Genomic DNA, 19,822 nt, shown 5'->3' on the forward strand with positions numbered 1-19,822 from the left:
GCGCCTACTCCACGTCGATGTTGACGGTGTTTTCCTGTGGGTCGTAGGAGATGTGCCCGCCCTGGAAGTCCACGCGCACGATGTCGCTGAAGGGCGAGTACTCGTCGGAGGTGGGCAGGCCGAGGGGGCCGCCGTCGGCACCCTGCTGCAGCCAGGCGTCCGCGATCTTGCCGGCGAGGGTGCGGATGGTGCCCTGGCTGTCCTTGATACCGATGCCGTTTTCGAAGAAGGCGTAGCTGCTCCCGCCGACGCCGGCGGTGCCGGTGAGGTTGCCCAAAAGCGGCTGGAAGCGCTCCCAGGTCTCGGCGGCTTCGCCGTTGCCGGTGAACTCAAGGATGGGCCCGATGAAGGGGGTGATCTTGTCGACGGTCAGGCCGGGCAGAAGCTCGATCCCGCCGACGGTCTCCGAGGAGCTGGGCAGCAGGGCGTACTGCGCTGCAAAGAGGATGAGCACGCCCGCGAGGGTGCCGGCCGCGAGGGCGATGGCGACAGGGTCGCCGTTGGCCAGGCCGGTGAGGTCGAGCTGCTTCAGGGCGGGAGCCCCGGAGCTCGTGACGTTTGTGGTGCCCCCGTCGGGGTTGGTAATGCTCCCGGACTGGCGGCCCGGTGCCGAGGCGCCGGGTTGTACGGCGTTGGCTTTCTCCGCGGCGATGGTGCGGATGGTGCCCATCTCGTTGTAGAGGAAGTCACCGGGGCAGGCGTTGAAGTGGAAGTCGCGGTGGGCGTTGATGTTGGCGAAGTAGGCCCCCTGCCCGGCGGCGTAGCGGCTGCCGCCGAAGTTGAACTCGGCGACGTGATAATCGCGGCCGAGCGGGTCGAAGCCCGCGGTAGCGGCCTTCCAGCCGATGATCTCGCCCATGGCGCGTACACCCTCGACGGTCGGGGAGACCTTGTCGTAGTTGCCCAGCATGGATACGCCCCAGGTGTTCTGGTTGAAGCCGCCGACGTGGGCGCCTTGAACCGCCCTATCGAGGCCGCCGGTTCGGCCCTCGTAGATGTTGCCGTACTTATCCACGAGCGCGTTATAGCCCACGTCGCCCCAGCCGAGCTTGTTGGCGTGGTAGTCCCAGATGCCGCGGACGATGCCGGGAGCCTGGGCCTCGGTGTAGTTGTTGGAACCCGCGGTGTGGTGCACGGTCGCGGCGGTCACGGGCTCGGTGTAGGTGGGGGTGTTGCTGTAGCCGGCGCCCCACGCGGCGCGCGAGATGACCGGGGGCATGCCCTGGGTGTAGGTCTCGGCGACGGGCTCGATCGCGCCCTGGGCGGTGCCTTCGCCGCCGTCGAGGAAGACGGCCTCGATGTCGTTGGCGGTGGTGGGGGCGTCGGAGTCCGTGCGCCCCCCGTCGAGGAGGTCGACGTTGGCGGTGGAGACCTGGATGCGGGTGGTGGGTTCGACGTAGATCGGCTCGGTGCCGAACTTCGGGCTGGTGGGCACGGAGTCCGCGTGATCCATCTCGAACCACTCGGACCACGTGCCGTCGGCGCGCTCGGAGCGGACGAAGGCCGCGATGTCGCGCTCGCCTTCCCAGGTGAGGCCGACCATGCTAAAGGGGGTCTCGCTGGTGAACTCCTTCACCACGCGGCGTTCTTCCGCGACCCCGCCCTGGGTCTGGATGGCGGCGTCGTCGATGGTCACGTCGGCGCCGTCAGCGAAGGACGTGGTGGAGGAGGCAACCTCGATCGCGCCCTGCCCTTCGGACTGGACGTGGAGGATGCGGGTGCCGCCGATAGCTGTGACGGCAACGAGGGCTGCCGAAACGAGGGCAGCAATGACGGGGTTCGCCCGCCGGGGGGAGCTAGCAAGTCGTCGTCGTTGATGCACGGTAAATCTCCTGTGGCGCCTGTGAAGATAGTTGATCTGTGTGCAGTCTAGGGGAGAAAGAAGTCTAAAGCGAACATTGAGACTATCTGGGTGTGTCGCTCGGCGGGGCGTCGTGAAGCGAATGTGCGAAGATGGGCGCATGACTTACGACCTCATCGTTGTTGGATCCGGTTTCTTCGGCCTCACGGTCGCGGAGCGCACCGCGAGCGAGCTGGGAAAGCGTGTCCTTGTCGTCGAAAAGCGAGAGCACATCGGCGGGAATGCCTACTCCGAAAAGGAGCCCGAAACCGGCATCGAGGTGCACAAGTACGGCGCGCACCTGTTCCACACCTCCAACGAGCGCGTCTGGGAGTACGTCAACCGCTTCACGGACTTCACGGACTACCAACACCGCGTCTTCGCCATGCACAACGGCACGGCGTACCAGTTCCCGATGGGGCTCGGCCTGATCAACCAGTTCTTCGGCCGCTACTACTCGCCGGACGAGGCGAAGGCGCTCATCGAGCAGCAGCGCGAGGGCCGCGACCCGGCCGAAGCGCAGAACCTGGAGGAACGCGGCATCGCGCTCATCGGCAAGCCGCTCTACGAGGCCTTTGTCAAGCACTACACCGCCAAGCAGTGGCAGACCGACCCCACCGACCTGCCGCCCGAGATCATCTCGCGCCTGCCGGTGCGCTACACCTTCAACAACCGCTACTTCAACGACACCCACGAGGGCCTCCCCGTCGACGGCTACGCCGCCTGGCTCGAGAACATGGCGTCGCACGAGCTCATTGACGTGACGCTGGACACCGACTGGTTCGAGGTGCGCGAGAAGTACGAGGGCATCCCCGTGGTCTACACCGGCCCCCTCGACCGCTACTTCGACTACTCCGAGGGCCGCCTCGGCTGGCGCACCCTCGACTTCGAGCAGGAGGTCCTCGCCACCGGCGACTTCCAGGGCACCCCCGTGATGAACTACAACGACGCCGACGTGCCCTACACCCGCATCCACGAGTTCCGCCACTTCCACCCAGAGCGCAGCTACCCCACCGACAAAACCGTCATTGTCAAGGAGTACTCCCGCTTCGCCGGCGAGGACGACGAGGTCTACTACCCGATCAACACACCCGAGGACCGCGAGAAGCTCCTCGCTTATCGACGCCTCGCCGCCGCCGAATCCCGCGACAAAGGCGTGCTCTTCGGCGGGCGCCTGGGCACCTACCAGTACCTGGACATGCACATGGCGATCGGATCGGCGCTGTCACTGTTCGACAACCACCTGCGCCCCCACTTCGTCGACGGCGCGCCGCTGGAGCAGCCGCGCGGCCACTAGGGGGTGGAATCGGTGAAACCCGACTATCCAGCTGGGTATCCGTCTGCATGGGGAGCCTATACGGACTATGTAGATTTGGTTCGGCCTGATTGGCATGAGCGTGCGCGACGCCATCGACACCGTTGGCACGCACATCTGGCAGGCGGTGAAGGTGGGCGTGGTCCTGTCCGTCGTCGCGTTCGCGGTGCGCTTTGTCTGAATGTGGGTGCTGTACAAGATCAACCAGAAAAAGCACCACACAAACGTCTCCCCGCTGCGCCTGCAGGAGGTCTTGCTCATGGCGTGGGCGGGCATGCGCGGGCTGGTCACGCTGGCGCTCGTGCTGGCGATCCCGGCGTCGGCGACGAGCTACCACCACGAGCTCTCTGTCATCGCGTTGACCGTGCTCACCTGCACGATGGTGGTGCCGGGGCTGTTGCTGCCGTGGCTCGTCGATAAGCTTGACCTGCAAAACGGCCCCGCCGGCGACAAGGCGCTCGGGGAGCTGAACCAGCGCGCCTTCGACGCGGCGCGCAAGGCGGTCCGCGAGCACGGCGAGGAGTACGCGCCGGAGGCGTACGCGATGATGCAGGAGCGCCTCGACTCGATCGCGGAGCAGCGCCTGCAGGACCCCGAGGGTTCGGAGGAACGCAAGGCTGCCTTCGACCGTGCCCGCGCGGGGGCTGCGCGGTTGCAGGAGGTCGCGTTGCGCGCTGCCAGCCGCGAACTGCAGCAGGCGCGCCGCGAGCGCAAGTATAACCCCGCGGACGTCGATGCGGTGATCGCGGACCTGGACCGCCTCATCCTCGCGCGCGACCGCAAGGCCCTCACCGCACCGAGTTCGATGCGGGAGAAGTAAGGGGCCTTTGCCTATCGACGAGCCTCTGGCCCGACCCGTTTCCCAAATGCCAAGTAAACCGCTTTCAAAACGCCAAGTGGTCTGTTTTCAAAACGCCAAGCAAGCCCCTTTCAAAACGCCATGTAGGTGCTCGTAGCTGCTACTATGCTGCCATATGGTGAACGGGTATATTCCTCGATTGGCGGATGCCGAATTGGAGCGATCGCTCCGCAGACAGGGTGGTGTCCTTATACAGGGGCCGAAAGGCTGTGGGAAAACAGAGACGGCGAAACAGCAAGCAGCGAGTTTTCTTGATGTAGAGACTGATCCCGGAGTCACCCTCGCTATGGATAATGACCCGCGGCTACTGCTTGAAGGTGCCACACCGCGACTCATCGACGAATGGCAGTTGCAGCCGAGATTGTGGGATTTCGCGCGGCACGTTATTGATGAACGTCAGGCGAAGGGGCAGTTCATCTTCACCGGGTCCACGGCCCCTGGGGCGGACGCGACGAGCCACTCGGGTGCGGGCCGGTTCGCGCGAATGACGATGTCGACTATGACCCTCTTTGAAACCGGGGAATCGGATGGGTCGGTTTCACTTGCCGCTGCGGTTGCAGGTGACCCATTGCCGTTTTCGACACCGGACTTAACACTGCCTCAATTGGCGGAACGCGTGTGCCGGGGCGGCCTTCCTTACAACGTTGGTCTCCCGACTGATGATTCGTTGGAGAACGTCCGGGAATACGTGCAAACCGTTGCGGACGTGGACATCCACACAGTTGGCGGCGTGAATCGTGATTCAGAGCGAGTGCGGAGAATGATCCGTTCGTTAGCTCGTGGTGTGGGCACCGAACTGGAGCTGCAAACCATCGCCACAGATTCAGATACCTCACGGGAAACAACACGCGACTATCTCGACGCTCTTGCGAGGATCTTCGTCTCCGTGGATCAGCCTGCTTGGTTCACGCACTTACGTTCCAAGGCGACGTTGAGGAAGGCACCGAAACGCCATCTCGCTGATCCCTGCTTTGCTATGGCAGCGTTGGACCGAGGGCCTGAGCATCTACTTCGGGATCCCGCTTACTTCGGCCAACTCTTTGAGTCATTAGTGGTGCACGAACTTCGTGCGCTAACTGGAAGAACGGTGTACCACGCTCGGCTAAACACGAAACTAGAGGTCGACGCTGTCGCGAACGTTGGCGGCCGAGACGTGCTTGTTGAAGTGAAGTTGGGCTACACCCCGGAGGTGATTGAGCATGCAGCCGGCACACTCAAGCGGTTTGCAGGGCACCTTGAGGACGACCCAGCCGTGGTGGTCATCACCTCGGGAGGACCCGCACTACGCCGGAGCGACGGGGTTGCAGTAATTCCTATTGGGGCTTTGGGTCCGTAGCAAAAACGCACGGCGCACCGCACGTTAGAAGGGAGGTAACCCAAGTGTGGCCTTTAGCTGCCGCAGCTGCTCAGCTTCCTCAGCATTTCGGTGTTCAATCTGCTGTTGGAAGGCTGCATCCAGGCGTTGTCTCGTGACGAGGTCGTCCCATGCTCGTTCGGGGTGAAGGGGTACCGAGGCTTTACACGCTTCTACTGTTTCTTTCACGAGTTCCTCGATGTCTGGGATGGGATCAATGACCCGCAGGCTGGCCAGAATCGAGGATGGATCTGCATGAAGATTGCCGAATTTGTCGGTGTAAAGACCTTGAAAGACACCCTCGCGATAACCGACTGGCCAGTCCTTGATTGAGTCGGATCTCGCACAATCTTCGACACCATCGCCCCAAACTACGAACGTTCCCTGCATGCCGCGTCTTGCGACCGCAAGTCCAATCTCTCTCTGCTGCTGTGGCCCGAGCTTGTCGAGGTTGGCGTCCAACAGCCGATTGACCAGCAGCCCACGGGTGAAAGTGTTGTTTATCACTATCAAATCCCTGATAAGAACATCAGGCCGACCTTCTGCGAATTTGTCGATACGTGGAAGCGCCCAGTGAATCCATGAAAAGGCAATTGCGGAAAGAACCTCAACTGTGTCGGGCTTAATGTCGGGCAAGATAGTTCGGCCGTGCCCAGAGCCAGATTGGTTTCGTATCTCGTCTAAGGAAAGAAACATCTTCCTTGCCTGCTCAAGGACATTTCTGGAGGGCCCCTTAACGTTGTGCCCCTCAATCGATTGATCGAGCAGTTTGGCGTGCGCTGATTGAAAAACTACAGGAAATGTCGTTTTGTTGTTCGGGGATTCCCCTCCTAGTTCCAGAACTGTTTTGGAGATGCTTTCAATCATCGTCTTGAGAGATCCGACTACATCCCCTAAATCCTCCGCTAGAACTGATCTATCGAACCGTTGCCGTTCCAAAAGCAGTCCCTCCTAATTGCTATCGTCGAAATGCTGAGGGCGTTCGAAATCGACTTCGCGATACTTGAGCAGCATTGTTGTCATTACGCTGCCTCCGACCACCGTGGTGCAAAACGCTCCATTTGCTCGAGCACGAGCACGACGGCTTCGTTGCGCTGTTCCGGCGGGTACTTGTGCTTGCGCAAGAGGGTTTTGATGGAGCGGCGCAGCTTGGCGCGCACGTCGTCGCGTACCGTCCAGTCCGTTTTCGCGTCGCGTCGAAGGGCAGCCACCAGTTCGCGCGCGATCTGCGCTAGAACGTCGTCTTCGAGCGCTTCGCCGGCAGACCCGTTGGTGGCCATCACGTCGTAGAACGCGAGCTCGTCGTTGCTTAAGGGTGGGCTGAACTGCTCGCCGCGGTTGCTCTCCGCGACGATCTCCTTGGACAGCTCGATAAGTTCGGCGATCACTTCCGCCGAGGTGAGTTGCTGGTTGGTGTACCGGTTCATCAGCTCGCGGATGCGCTCGGAGAACTGCTTGGCTCGTACCTCGTTATTTCCGGTGGCGTTGCGGGATTCTTGGAGGAGGTCGCGCCGGAGGGCGTCGATAAGCAATGCGGTCTCGGATTCGTCCCTGGACTTGAGATTGAGTGCCTCGATGTTCAACTCCTGCAGGTTAGGCAGTTCCCGGCCTACTTCGTCGTAGACGTCGATCACCTGCGAGGACGCTGTGGAATCGACAACGAGTTGGCTCAGTAGGGTGAGGATCTCGTCGCTCAGCGGCTCCCCGTTTGCACGACGATCCGCTGCCTCCATCTTGATCAGCTGGTTGCGCACGTCTGAGTAGAAGCGGACGTCACTGCGCACGTCAGTGGCGTTCGGGCTGCCAGATGCCAGCGCCCACGCCCTGGCAAGCTTGCCCGCATTCGCGTTGAACTCTTTCGCTAGCGGGTAGCGCCCGTTCTCATCCACCGTCTGCGGGTCGCGCAGCTTTGCCAACAACTGCAGGCGGGCCTTGCGCTGCTGGCCAGCGGCTTCGAGCTCGCGCCATTCTTCGCCAGCGAGGGCGTTGAGCTTATCGACGAATTCGCGGACGATCACCAACGCTTCCTCGATGTTCTGGCCGATCACCTTCTCATCCTCGCCCGACGAGCTCTTGGTGAATTCCGCGATAGCCGCCTGAAGATTGTCGATGAGCGGGGCGTACGCCACCAGCAGACCGCTTTCCTTTTGGCGGAACTTGCGGTTCACGCGGGCGAGCGTCTGCATGAGCAGCGCGCTTTTCAGTGGCCGGTCCAGATAGAGCGTGTGCAGCGGGGGAGCGTCGAACCCGGTGAGCATCATGCCTTGCACGATGGCGATTTCGAGTTCGTCACCGGCATCTTTCATCCGGTCCTTGATCGCATCCATCCGGCTTTGGTTGCGGACGTGCTTCTGCAGATGCGACGGGTCAGAGGCGGCACCTGAGTAGATGACCTTAAGCTTGCCTTTGAGATCGTCATCGTCGTGCCAATCCGGCCGTAGTTCGATGATCTTCTCGTACAGGTTGGCTGCTATGTCGCGGGTTTGCACCACGATCATCGCCTTACCGGGCCCGCCAATGAACTGACGCATGTTCTCTCGGCGGTCCTCCCAGTGGCGCACAAAATCCTGCGCAAGAGTGCTCAGGCGCTGGTCAGAACCGTAGACGGTATTCAGCACCGCGACGGAGCGTTGCGCTTTCTCTCGATCTTCGTCGTCGATGTCCGCGAGAATGTTCGCAGCTGCGTCATCGATCTCGTCATCGGTGATCCCTTGGATGCGTTCAAGCGGGATCAACCGCGGCTCGAAGTAGACCGGAACCACCGCGCCGTCCGCCACCGCGCGGTTCATGTCGTAAACGTCGATCTCCCCGCCGAAGACCTCGCGGGTGTTCCGGTCCCACTCGTCAATCGGGGTGCCGGTGAACGCGATCATGGTGGCGTTTGGCAGCGCTTTGCGCAGGTGATGAGCGTAGCCGTCCGCGTTCGTGTCACCGAAGCCGTAGTGGGATCGGTGCGCTTCATCCGAAATCACCACGATGTTGTGGCGTTCTGAGAGCACCGGGTGTTGCAGCTCGCGTTCCTCCTTCGCACCCTGCAGACCAAATTTCTGCAGGGTGGCAAAGTAGATTCCACCGGATCGGCGCTGACTCAGCTGCTCGCGCAAGTCTTCTCGGCTTGAAATGTGAATTGGATCTTCGGGCAGCAGGGTTGAGACCGAAAATGTGTCAAAAAGCTGCTTGTCCAGCTCATTGCGGTCATTCAGCACAACAACGGTCGGTGAATCCAAGCGCGAGTCGCGCATGATCTTCGCGGTGTACATCTCCATTTCCATGGACTTACCGGAGCCGGTGGTGTGCCACACCACGCCTGCTTTTTTATCGCTGCGGGCGGCTTGGATGGTTCTGCCAGCAGCCTTGGTCACGGCGAAGTACTGGTGTGGTTTAGCAACACGCATGCGTAGTTCCCCGTCGATTTCATCGAACGCGGTGAAATCCACGAAGATCTGGCCGAAGCGCTCTACGTTGAACAGGCCCCACATGAGCATGTCGAACTCGGTCATCTGCTCGCCGTCAACGATGACGAGGGGACCTTGTTCAAATGGTTCCCCGTCATCGTCGACACGCCATGTGCTCATGTGCTCGCGCGGGGTGAATGGCGTGCCGTAGATGGCATCGATGCCATCGGAGGCTACGACGATGTTGGCGAAGCGGAACGCCATCGGGAATTCTTCAACGTAGGTTCGGAGCTGGTTGAACGCATTTTCGACGGTGGCCGTTGAACCGGACTGTTTCAACTCGATGATCGCTAGCGGCATCCCGTTGACATACAGCACAACGTCAAACCGTCGCTCCTTGTCCAGATTCCGGATGGTGATCTGGTTGGCTGCGATGTAGTCGTTTTTGGACGGGTCGCGGGAAAAGAAGGTGATGGTCGGGTTCTGACGCTTCCCGTTGGGGTCGTAATACTCGATGCCGCGGTACCCCTCGACCAAGATCTCGTGCAGACGGCGGTTCTCAGCGATAGCGCTCTGCGACTGCGCAGTAACCACCTCAGCCATCGCTTGCTGCAAATACTCGTCCGGTACGTCGGGGTTGAGGTTGCGCAGAGCGTTGAGGAGGCGACCACGCAGCACGATTTCGCGCCAACTGTCGCGCTCACCGCTGCCGGGAGCGAGTTCTTTGCCGTTGACTGGTTTCCACTCGAGATCGCCGAGCAAGTCGAGCGCGTCGACTTCGAATGCTGCCTCGCTGTAGACCATGGTGTTATGCCTCGCTCTCCTCACCTGCAATATCCGGGCCAGCAGCGGTGGCTTCCTGCTCCGCTTCCTTCACAGTGATCTTTCCACTCATGAGGAGCGGAAGCAGCTCATCGCGGGTTTTGGCGAGGATAAGGTTCTCTCTCTCGAGCGCGACAATCAAGTCCTCCAAAGTGTTGAGCTTTCGGTGGAGGGGCTGCGCGTGATCACTGAATACAGACGGAACTAAGGCTTCCTGTATTTGTGTTTTCGTAATTGTAGAGAAAACCGACCCGTGGGATTTGGCCCGCAATTCTTTAACCGCCGACATGACAGCTAGACGGAGTGCAGCATCGAATCCTGGCTTAGCCTCGAACCCGTAAGCCGATTGGTTGAATGATGTTGGACCTACTATCGAAACTACGCGTCCAACGGTGCCGCGAGCTGACAGCAAGACGGACCCTGCAGGCAAGGGCGAAAACCGCTTCTTTTTCGCAGCCACATCCGAAATCGTTTCGACAGTAGTCAGTAGGTGGGATCTTGGACTTGCGGTTATATCGGCAACGGAAGCCCACTTGTGACCCCCGTTCCAACTGGCTTCGTCTTTACGCGGCGGAGTGCCTCCCAAAACCGGTCCGGCCACTTCGACAAGCGGGATCAGATCTGCGTTCTCGGTGTGTGTTTGCCAAACCGCGAGTTGGAGCTGAAGGGCCATCTTAACTGTGTGAGAATTCGCCGCGATCTTGTCGTCGAGGACGCGAAGTAAGCGGCCAATGACGCTTTGTATTGGCATCGGGGGCAATCGAAACTCGAACTCCGAGATCGTGCTGGGGGAAGTGTGATGAACAGTTGTTCCGGTGGAGGTTGCGGCAATATAGTGCCGGTAATCTGCCATGCGCAACCTGTGATACAACCACGAGGGGTCGACGTTCTCGGATTTGACTACAAGCTTACCAAGCCGCTGGTTATGCAGATATTTCCATCGGTCGTGCTCCGGAACAATCATGGGCGACCCAAGGGTGTCTATGTTCCTACTCAAATCAGTCATCGAGATGAGAATCTCTCCTGGTTCGAGGACGAAGTCTGATCTGATCGGGCCGTCGAAGAACCGAGGTTTGCCCTCCTGAAAGCCACCGTTGGGCGAAAAATTCCCTGGAGTTAGTAGGTATGAACTGGCCCCCGAAAGTTGGACTGGTTTAATTCTAGGCGGTTAGGGTTTCAAGGGTCTGATTCCGGTATTGCATCGGGGTCAGGCCCTTGAGTCGTTGTTGGAGTCGTTGCGTGTTGTACCACTGGATGTACTCGTCGACCGCGGCGGTGAATTGCTCGATGGTGTCGAAGACTTCTCCGTGGAACATTTCGGTTTTCAGGTGGCCGAAGAAGTTCTCCATGACTGCGTTGTCGTAGCAATTGCCTTTGCGTGACATTGACTGGACTCCATGGTGCTGGCTAATCAGGGTGCGCCAGGATGAGTGCTGGTATTGGAATCCTTGATCGGTGTGGATCATCCAGCCCGGCTTTGGAGCACACGCTTCGATCGCCTGCGCCAACGAGGCCGAGGTCAAGGCTGTGGTTGGCGATGTGGCCACTGTGTGGGCGACGATTGCGCGGTCGAACAGGTCCATCACCGGTGAGAGATACACCTTGCGGCCGGCGACCTTGAACTCGGTGACGTCGCTGACGAAAACAGAGTTGGGTTTATCCGGGGTGAAGTTGCGCTCGAGTGTGTTCTCGGCGATGTGACTGGTTGTGCCTGTGTAGGAGATGTAGGGCCTGCGCTGGCGGATCTTGGCTTTCAAGCCCATCTCACGCATGAGCTTTAAGACAAGTTTGTGGTTGACTATCCAACCTTGGTTACGAAGGTCGAGCAGTACCCGCCGGTAGCCGTAGCGGTGTTTGTTGCGCTTAAAACTGTCCCGGATCGCCTGTTTGAGCTCGGCATGTTTATCCGGTGCGGTGAGTCGTTTCTGGTGGTAGAAGAATGTCGAGCGTGCCATACCGGCCGCATCCAGGAGGTACTCCAAGCGGTGGTGTGACTTGAGGATGACGATCGCCTGGGCTTTTAGGCGTGTCCCTGGTTCCTCAAGTCCCGCAATTTTTTTAAGTAGGCGATTTCCGCTTCCAGCCGTTCAACCTGGCAGCGAAGCTTTTCTTCCTCAGAAAGCACCTTCGGTTTGCCTGAACCTTTCGGCCTGCCCTTCGGCTTCGGGCGCAGAGCCTCGTCGCCGCCTTTGCGCCACTTAATCACCCAGTCCTTGACGAGTTGGTCGGATGAAAGATTGAACTTTCGGGCAAGATCCATCTTCGACTCACCGGCCAGATGACGTTCCACAACCTCCTTCTTCGTCTCGAAGGAGTAGCGCTGCTTGTTCGGTTTCTCCACGAGACATAGCCTGCCACGTAGTTGGAAACGGCGATAGAGGCAGCGCGCTGCATCCCTCGAGACACCGACAACACGAGAAGCGGCGTGGGAACCCATTCCCTGCTCGAAAAGGTCGACTAACTGCTCACGCTGAACTTCACTCAGCGAACTACGTGCTCTCAAAGAACATGCTCCCCACTAGTTGTTAGCAACTGATTTCTCAGTCCAACTAATGGGGAGCAGTTCAGTAATAGGGGGTTTCAGCGTCGACGAATCCTGAGCTGGGAAAAGCATATCCGTGATGAATTTCCGCGATCTCACCGATCTTAACCATTTCCACTATCCCAACCTCCCCAACTGTTCCCGAACGATCGCGTCGAGACGGGCCGATTCATCCAGCGCCGCAGTGAGCTCAGCAGTGAGCCGCGCGATCTTCTCGTCGATCGGTTCGTCGTCCTCCTCGGTTTCGGCGAAGCCGACGTAACGGCCCGGGGTGAGCGCGTAGTTTGCCTCGCGGATCTCTTCGAGCGATACCGATTTGCAGAAGCCGGGGACGTCTTCGTACTCACCTTCGGCAGATTCGCGTCCGCGCCAGGTGCGGAACGTGTTCGCGATCTTCTGGATGTCCTCGTCGGAGAAGGCGCGCTCGGTGCGGTCGATCATGTGGCCGAGGGTGCGGGCGTCGATAAGCAAGAACTGCCCGCGACGGTCCACGGAACCCTTCGAGCCTGCGCCCTTGTTCTTGGCAAAGAACCACACACACACCGGGATCTGCGTGCCGCGGAAGAGCTGGGAAGGCAGCGTGATCACGCAGGAGACAATGTCGTCTTCGAGCATGTTCTTGCGGATCTCGCCCTCGCCTGAGGTGTTCGAGGTCATGGTGCCGTTGGCCATCACCACACCCGCCTCGCCCCGTGGTCCGAGCTTGGAAATGATGTGCTGCATCCAGCCGAAGTTCGCGTTCTTCTCCGGTGGTACCCCGTAGACCCAACGCTTGTCGTCGGTGTTGCGGACCCAGTCCTTGATGTTGAACGGCGGGTTGGCCAGCACGTAGTCCATCTCCACGCCGGGGTGGATGTCACGGGCGAAGGTGTCGCCCCAGCGCTCACCAAGGCCCTTCGCGCTCAGTGCGTGGATAGCGAGGTTCATGCGGGCCATGCGCCACGTGCGCTCGTTGAGCTCCTGGCCGTATATCGCGATTGCGGACGGATCCTTGTCGTGCGCGTCCAGGAACTTCTCCGCCTGAACGAACATGCCGCCGGAACCGCAGCACGGGTCGTAGACGCGGCCCTCCGTCGGCTCGAGGATTTCCACGAGCGTGCGAACCACCGGGCGAGGGGTGTAGAACTCGCCGCCGCGCTTGCCTTCTGCGGAAGCGAAGCGAGCGAGGAAGTACTCGTAGACTTCCCCCAGCAGGTCGCGGGCCCGCTCCGGGCCTTCGGCCGTGAACCGGGTGGTGCTAAAGAGGTCGACGAGCTCGCCGAGGCGGCGCTGGTCCACGCTTTCGCTGTTGTAGTTGTGCGGCAGCGTGCCCTCGAGGGTGGGGTTGTCGGCCATGAGGGTTTCCGCGGCTTCGTCGATAAGCTTGCCTATCGCCCTGAACTCGCCGCCAGCCTCCTCGGTCTTGCCCTTGGAGTGGCGCTGCAGAAAGTCCCAGCGAGCAGCAGGCGCGACCCAGAAGACGTTCTTTTCCAGGTAGGCGTCGCGGTCCTCGAGCTCCTCTAGGATCTCCTCCTCGGTGGCACCTTCCTCTTCGAGCTCGGCTTGGAGCTCTTGGCGGCGTGCATCGAAGGCATCGGTGACGTACTTGAGAAACACGAGTCCGAGGACGATGTCTTTGTATTGCGAGGCATCCATGGAGCCGCGCAGCTTATCGGCGGCCTTCCACAAGGTGTCCTGGAACTCTTTGACGGGGGTGGGAGTCATAGTTGGGAGCCTACTTTCCGGAGAAGACGAGATTGAGCAGGGCGTCGCTCGCGTGTTCGGCTTCACACTCGAGCTGGCGCGCCGCCGTGCGGGCGTTGTCGAGGGATCGGTGAGTCTCCGTATCTACGGCGCGCTGCCCGCTATAGAGCCCCGGGATGGCAATGCGGGCAACCGGCAGGTGCCGCGGAACCCTGCCGACGGCATCGATGTTTACCGGAGCATTGAGCCACGCCACGTTGAAATCTGGGTCGTATTCATCCTAGGAGGGGTGGGAAACGAAGAGGGAGTCTGCTGGGACCCAGGTCTTGCCGTCGTCCTGGTGCGCCCGGGCTGGAAGCTCTCCGACTCGTGGCATTAGGATGCCGCCGGGGCGGAGAACATCGCTGGCTTCGTAGTTGTCTACGAATGCGGGAGCGGCGTCCCCGGCTGCGGCGGAGCCTGTATCTTCGGGGGCTTCGGCACTTTCTTGCCCGGTAGTGCACTCACATGCGCATACCGTTCTCCACTTGCCCTGCAAGGTTCTCGCAGCATCCGGAAACTGAAGAAGTCCTTTAGAAGCACACCTGTGGTGGACAGGTCGAAGGCGTCGACGCAGACCTCGCGCACGACGTTTTTCAGCTCATCCGGGGGACGGGACATTTAACGTGTTTCTGGTGGAGACTCCGTTTCGCAGTTGCTTATCGACGTGCCTCCGGCGCGCCGCCGGTGTCGCCCCCGCCGAACTCGCGGCGGAAATCCCCGTCCCAGTCGATCTCGCGGGCTAGGTATCCGGTGGACTCCGGCGGGCCGTAAAGGTCACGCTCGAGCGTGTCGAGGTGGCGGTCGTTGGCGGCCTGGATGCCCATGACCAGAAACACTGCGCCCGCGACCGCGGCGGCGACGCCGGTGAACACGGCCGTCGGCCCGGACAGGAACGCAAAGGACAGGACGGCCACCACGATCAACGCCACGGCGGCGGCGTAGTTGCGGCCCGAGGAATTGCCTGTGTTGTTCATGGGGCTGAGTATTCCAGAGACACGAAGGCGGTGGGGCCGAGGAAAACAAATGGGGGCACCGTAGCCGGGCCGAGATGGAGGTCGTTTAAGACGGTAAAACTCACAGAGCAGGAAGGTCGCCGCGGATCGTCGCAACGCTGCGGGCCACCATGTAAATGCCGACGATGGCGGCGATCCAGAGAAGCGTCACTTTTGCCTCGTACTCGAGGCGGGGGATAAGGCGCTCGAGCCGCGGGAAAAACTTCTGGCCGAACAGCAGTGCCAAGGTAGCGAGGAGAACTGTTGGCACGATCATAATGAGGCAGTAGATACCCACTGCCCCGGCCTTTGCCACGGATGGGATATCCCAGCTGCCGATGATGCCCATCGCTGCGATGTACGGCAGCATCGTCGCCGCCTCGGTAAGGGATGCGCCGAGGCCCAGGGCGACCATCCTTGGCAGACTGCTTGTGGCTCCGGTTGCGCGTTTCGGCAGCTGCCCGGGTTCGGGCTTTGTGGGGTCGGGGCCGAAGATGCCGAAGACCGCAAGGGCCGCGCCCAGCGTGAGCGTGATCCACGGGAAGATGTCGGTCTGCGTGACGCGTTCTGCGACCGAGCCGAGTCCTGCGAACCCGAGGAGCATCCCAAGTCCGAGGAGGAAGTAGACCAGCGCGACGGTGAACAAGTACGCGGTAAGTGCCGGTACTCGAACGGCACGCCAGTGGACGATGAGCGCAAGGGGAATAACTAGGGTGCCCAGGCTCAGGCTGTCGAGCAGCGCTAAGCCAATAACGGGGATGACCGAGCTCATAGGTTGCTCCAATTCTCTCGTACGGACGTACTACGTCTTACGAACGTACGGTACTCTAGACTGGCTTGCAACCATGAATGACTTTTCCCTGGACCATCAGTTTTCAGAATCGGCCGCGGCGATTGCCGACGCCACTATCCGCATCATTGCGTCGCGGGGGCTCGATGCCGTGAGCGTGCGGGAGGTGGCGAAGGAATCCGGGTTCGCCGCCGGCTCGGTGCAATATCACGCTCCGAACAAGGACACCCTGCTGGCGCACGCGTTCATCCGCTCCATCCAACGCCAGGGAGAGCGAGTAATGGCAGTTCCAGAACGGGGAGGCAGGCTTGAAACCTGGGTGGCGAGGCTTGCCGAGCTCCTCCCGATCGGAGGTGTGCGTTCCGAAGACGCCGCAATCTGGGTCACCTACGGCTCCGCCTCTGCGACCCGGGTCTGGATTGCGAAGCTCTATACGGAGGTGCTGGAAGACTTCCAGAACCGCATCGTCCTTGCGCTCGGTGGCGAGGAACGCGAGGAAGAAGCAAAACGCAAGGCACGCCTTGTTACCGCGCTCGTCAACGGCCTCGCCCTGGATAACCTGCGTGTTTCCGAAGCGGAGGCCGACCGCATCTTAGCCGACCTCCGCGAAGGCCTGCGCCTCCTCTTCGCCGGCTAACCCCACCCAACCGCGAGCCGGTCGAGGAATCCGTGTCCGAACCGTTACGCTTAATCACGAATGTTTCAGTGCCGGACCGAAAGAGCCGGAAACGGAAAGTGAGACTTGTGGAAAAGACCTCGAACGCCGCCCAGGCTGATCGTGCGCTTGCGCGTGTTTTGATGCCCCGCAAGGGCGAACCGCACGACGTCCGGATGCTCTACCTGATCGAGGCGGAGCAGAACAAGGAGCGTCTGCGCTGGTCGGAGCGCACCACGCTGACCGTGCCTGCGGGTGCGGAGGTGTCATTCCAGACGTACTTCAACGCCTTCCCGGCGTCCTACTGGCGTCGCTGGTCGCAGCTCGATCGCGTTGTCCTCGCCCTCGACGTCGAAGGCGCGGCCACGATTTCGGTGTACCGCTCGAAGCACGACGGCGTGCGCATCAGCGTGGTCAGCGTCGAAGCGGCCGATGAGCACGTGGAGATCCCACTGGAGCTGCGCAACTTCGAGGACGGCGGCTGGCTGTGGTTCGACGTCACCGCCGGCAGCGAGGTCACCGTGGATAACGCCGGCTGGTTCGCCGACCGCCTCCCGCAGGCGCAGATCATGCCCGACGGCACCGAGGTCCCCCCACAGCCGAAGCAGGTGGCCGTGGGCATCCCCACCTTCAACCGCCCGCGCGACGCGGTCAACGCGCTGCACGCCCTGTCCGAGGACCCTGTCGTGCTCGAGGCGATCACGCATGTGCTCATGCCCGACCAGGGCACCCAGCACCCGGCCGACGAACCGGACTTCGCCGAAGCCGAGGAGAAACTGGACGGTAAGCTGCAGATTTTCCAGCAGGGCAACCTGGGCGGCTCCGGCGGCTACTCCCGCATCATGTACGAGGGCGTGAACAACACGGACGCCCCGTTCATCCTGTTCATGGACGACGACATCGCCATCGAGCCCGACTCCATCCTGCGGGCCGTCCAGGCCGCCCGCTACGCGAAAAGCCCCATCCTCGTCGGCGGCCAGATGCTCAACCTGCAGGACCGCGCCCAGCTGCGCACGACCGGCGAAGCGGTCGACCCGCACACGTTCATGTGGGGCGCGGCCCCCACGCGGTCTACGACCATGACTTTGCCACGTACCCGCTCGGCTACCTGGGCACGCGCGAGGAGCAGCTCGACCCGCGCAAGACCACCTCGCGCGCGCTGCACCGCCGCGTCGACGTGGACTACAACGGCTGGTGGATGAACCTGTTCCCCCGCGTCGTCGCGGAGCAGCTGGGCTTGCCCCTGCCCCTGTTTATCAAGTGGGACGACACCGAGTACGCGCTGCGCGCCAAGGCCGCGGGCTTTCCCACGGTGACGTGGCCCGGCGTGGCCATTTGGCACATGGCCTGGGCGGACAAGGACGACGCCATCGACTGGCAGGCCTACTTCCACCTGCGCAACCGCCTCATCGTCGCAGCGATGTACCACGAAGGCGAGGGCCCAGAGGGCATCCTCAAGAACATGCTGAAGTCCACCTACAAGCACATCATGTGCATGGAGTACTCCACCATGGCGATCCAGGTGGAGGCCATGAAGGACTTCCTGGCCGGCCCTGACCGGCTCTTCGACATCCTCGAGTCGAGCCTGCCGCGTATCCAGGAGGTGCGCAAGGACTTCTCGGACGCCCAGGTCATTCCCTCGGCGGCGGACCTGCCGGCGCCGACCGGCGCGCCGGGTGTGCCCACCGCCAACATCGGCGGGCGCCTGGCCAAGATCAAGAAGATCCCGTGGGCGATCAAGGCGCTGCGCCACCAGCTCACGGACGAGGACCGCGCCCACTGGCAGGCCCCGCAGCTCAACCTCACAGCCGACGAGGCCCGCTGGTTCACCCTCGCCCGCGTCGACTCCGCCACCGTCTCCACCGCCGGCGGCACGGGCGTGGCCTTCCGCAAGAGGGACAAGCAGCTTAGCGACGACCTCCTGGCGCAGACCAAGAAACTCCACGCCCAGATCAAGGAGCGCTGGCCCGAGCTGCAGGCCGCCTACCGTGCGGCGAAACCCGAGCTGACCAGCCACGACAACTGGGGAAGGATCTTCGATGAGCAAGCGTGAGAGTGACCTCCTCGTCGCGGTCCAGTCCACCCTGTTCACGCCCGCGGTGACGAAGGCGGCGCGCACCCTGAGCCACTTCGGCGAACACGACCTGGGCTGGTTGGCTGTGGGCGGCGCTGGGGTGGCCGTCGATAAGCAGCGGCGCCGGCAGTGGGCAGCCTTGGCGGCCGGGACCTTCGCGGCGCACGCGGCCTCCGTGGTGATCAAGCGCATAGTCCGCCGGCCCCGGCCCAACGACGAACGCGTGAAGGTAGGGGTGAAAACACCGTCCCAGCTGAGCTTTCCGTCCTCGCACGCGACGAATACCGCCGCCGCGGCGGTGCACCTGGCGGACATCACGGGCTCGAAGCTGCCGTACGTCGCTGTTCCGGTGATGATGCTGTCGCGTATGGTGCTTGGCGTGCATTACCCGACGGACACCCTCGCGGGCGCCCTCCTCGGCGCGGGTGTTGCCTCAGCAACGATCAAGGCGGAGAAGGAGACCAGGTGAGCGAACCGCACGAGCCACTGCTGAAGTCCGAACCCCACACCGAGGGCATCGACGACGTCCGCAAGCGTGTTCCGCCGAAGAACCTGCCGGACGCGATGGTCAAGGGGCTGCGCCCCAAGCAGTGGGTGAAAAACGTCCTCGTGCTGGCCGCCCCGCTCGCGGCCGGCGCCGAGGCCTTCACCGCCCGCACCGCGCTCGACGTCGCCCTGGCCTTCGTGGTGTTCTGCCTCGGCGCGTCGTCGATCTACCTGGTCAACGACGCCCGCGACGTCGAGTCGGACCGCCAGCACCCGACGAAGCGCTTCCGCCCGATCGCCTCGGGCATGCTGCCGATCAACGTGGCCTACACGATGGCCGTCGTGCTCATCCTCGCCGCGGTGGGGCTGTCGCTGCTGGCCACGGACGGTGTCTCGCTGGCCGTCGTCATCGGCGTGTACATCGCGCTGCAGCTCGGCTACTGCTTCGGCTGGAAGCACATCCCGGTCATCGACATCGCGCTGGTGTCCTCGGGCTTCATGCTGCGCACGATGGCCGGCGGCGTGGCGGCGGGCATCGACCTGTCGCAGTGGTTCCTGCTCGTCGCCGCGTTCGGCTCTCTGTTCATGGCCTCCGGCAAGCGCTACGCCGAGCTGTTGCTGGCGGAGGAAACGGGTGCGAAGATCCGCAAGGCTCTCGAGGGCTACACCGCGACCTACCTGCGGTTTGTGTGGACGCTGTCCGCCACCGCCGTCGTTATGTCCTACGCCCTGTGGGGCTTCCAGCAGTCCTCCCTCGTCGAGGGCCCGGCCGCGATCTGGTACCAGATTTCGATGGTGCCCTTCGTCATCGCTATCCTGCGCTACGCCGCGGAGGTCGACGGCGGCAAGGGCGGCGCCCCGGACGAGATCGCGCTCGAGGACCGCGTCCTGCAGGCGCTCGCCCTGTTGTGGGTGTTCTGCATCGTGATGGCTGTCTACATTGTTCCGACGCTGACCCAGTAAACTTCCCAGG

At 61.8% G+C, this 19,822-nt stretch carries 14 protein-coding genes and 2 pseudogenes; 7 read left to right on the forward strand and 9 right to left on the reverse strand.

Annotated elements, in window-relative coordinates; translation table 11 throughout:
* Positions 1–4: 4 nt before the first annotated feature.
* Positions 5–1,822 (reverse strand): N-acetylmuramoyl-L-alanine amidase, encoded by a 1,818-nt coding sequence (locus BLT81_RS11780; protein ID WP_019194819.1) that lies wholly within the window; start codon positions 1,820–1,822, stop codon positions 5–7.
* Between the two features lie 139 nt (positions 1,823–1,961).
* Between BLT81_RS11780 and glf the strand changes: the two genes are divergently transcribed.
* The 3 genes from glf to BLT81_RS11795 all read left to right on the forward strand — a co-directional run bounded on the left by glf (position 1,962) and on the right by BLT81_RS11795 (position 5,350).
* Positions 1,962–3,137: a UDP-galactopyranose mutase gene (gene glf, locus BLT81_RS11785; protein WP_019194818.1), complete on the forward strand. Its 1,176-nt coding sequence runs from the start codon at positions 1,962–1,964 to the stop codon at positions 3,135–3,137.
* A 199-nt stretch (positions 3,138–3,336) separates the two neighbouring features.
* On the forward strand, positions 3,337–3,975 hold the full coding sequence (locus BLT81_RS11790) for a cation:proton antiporter (RefSeq protein ID WP_019194816.1): 639 nt from the start codon (positions 3,337–3,339) through the stop codon (positions 3,973–3,975).
* Positions 3,976–4,153: 178 nt separating this feature from the next.
* Positions 4,154–5,350, forward strand: coding sequence for an ATP-binding protein (locus tag BLT81_RS11795; RefSeq protein WP_231908949.1), 1,197 nt, complete (start codon positions 4,154–4,156; stop codon positions 5,348–5,350).
* Between the two features lie 24 nt (positions 5,351–5,374).
* Here BLT81_RS11795 and BLT81_RS12870 read toward each other — a convergent pair whose 3' ends face one another.
* The 8 genes and pseudogenes from BLT81_RS12870 to BLT81_RS11835 form a co-directional block, all read right to left on the reverse strand.
* Entirely contained in the window at positions 5,375–6,235 is an 861-nt protein-coding gene (locus BLT81_RS12870) for an abortive infection family protein (protein ID WP_155860869.1), read from the reverse strand.
* Between the two features lie 155 nt (positions 6,236–6,390).
* Positions 6,391–9,567 carry a type I restriction endonuclease subunit R gene (locus BLT81_RS11805; RefSeq protein WP_019194814.1) on the reverse strand — a complete coding sequence of 1,059 codons (3,177 nt, stop codon included), beginning with the start codon at positions 9,565–9,567 and terminating at the stop codon, positions 6,391–6,393.
* 4 nt (positions 9,568–9,571) lie between these two features.
* Entirely contained in the window at positions 9,572–10,744 is a 1,173-nt protein-coding gene (locus BLT81_RS11810) for a restriction endonuclease subunit S (protein WP_331712322.1), read from the reverse strand.
* Between the two features lies 1 nt (position 10,745).
* Positions 10,746–12,000, reverse strand: a pseudogene (locus BLT81_RS11815) (IS3 family transposase).
* Positions 12,001–12,244: 244 nt separating this feature from the next.
* Positions 12,245–13,831 (reverse strand): class I SAM-dependent DNA methyltransferase, encoded by a 1,587-nt coding sequence (locus BLT81_RS11820; protein ID WP_019194812.1) that lies wholly within the window; start codon positions 13,829–13,831, stop codon positions 12,245–12,247.
* 10 nt (positions 13,832–13,841) lie between these two features.
* Entirely contained in the window at positions 13,842–14,066 is a 225-nt protein-coding gene (locus tag BLT81_RS12985; protein ID WP_083337287.1) for a hypothetical protein, read from the reverse strand.
* A 442-nt stretch (positions 14,067–14,508) separates the two neighbouring features.
* Entirely contained in the window at positions 14,509–14,826 is a 318-nt protein-coding gene (locus BLT81_RS11830) for a hypothetical protein (protein ID WP_019194810.1), read from the reverse strand.
* Positions 14,827–14,926: 100 nt separating this feature from the next.
* On the reverse strand, positions 14,927–15,616 hold the full coding sequence (locus BLT81_RS11835; protein WP_019194809.1) for a GAP family protein: 690 nt from the start codon (positions 15,614–15,616) through the stop codon (positions 14,927–14,929).
* Between the two features lie 73 nt (positions 15,617–15,689).
* Here BLT81_RS11835 and BLT81_RS11840 point away from each other — a divergent pair, with 73 nt between their 5' ends.
* The 4 genes and pseudogenes from BLT81_RS11840 to BLT81_RS11855 all read left to right on the forward strand — a co-directional run bounded on the left by BLT81_RS11840 (position 15,690) and on the right by BLT81_RS11855 (position 19,812).
* Entirely contained in the window at positions 15,690–16,271 is a 582-nt protein-coding gene (locus BLT81_RS11840; RefSeq protein ID WP_019194808.1) for a TetR/AcrR family transcriptional regulator, read from the forward strand.
* 161 nt (positions 16,272–16,432) lie between these two features.
* Positions 16,433–18,342, forward strand: a pseudogene (locus BLT81_RS11845) (glycosyltransferase).
* Positions 18,329–18,832, forward strand: a complete 504-nt coding sequence (locus BLT81_RS11850; RefSeq protein ID WP_019194806.1) for a phosphatase PAP2 family protein — start codon at positions 18,329–18,331, stop codon at positions 18,830–18,832. Before BLT81_RS11845 ends, BLT81_RS11850 begins: the two are co-directional and overlap by 14 nt.
* Complete coding sequence (locus tag BLT81_RS11855) at positions 18,829–19,812, forward strand: decaprenyl-phosphate phosphoribosyltransferase (protein WP_019194805.1); 984 nt, start codon at positions 18,829–18,831, stop codon at positions 19,810–19,812. Before BLT81_RS11850 ends, BLT81_RS11855 begins: the two co-directional genes overlap by 4 nt.
* The last annotated feature ends 10 nt before the right edge of the window (positions 19,813–19,822 follow it).

The organism is Corynebacterium timonense (assembly GCF_900105305.1).
Lineage (GTDB): Bacteria > Actinomycetota > Actinomycetes > Mycobacteriales > Mycobacteriaceae > Corynebacterium > Corynebacterium timonense.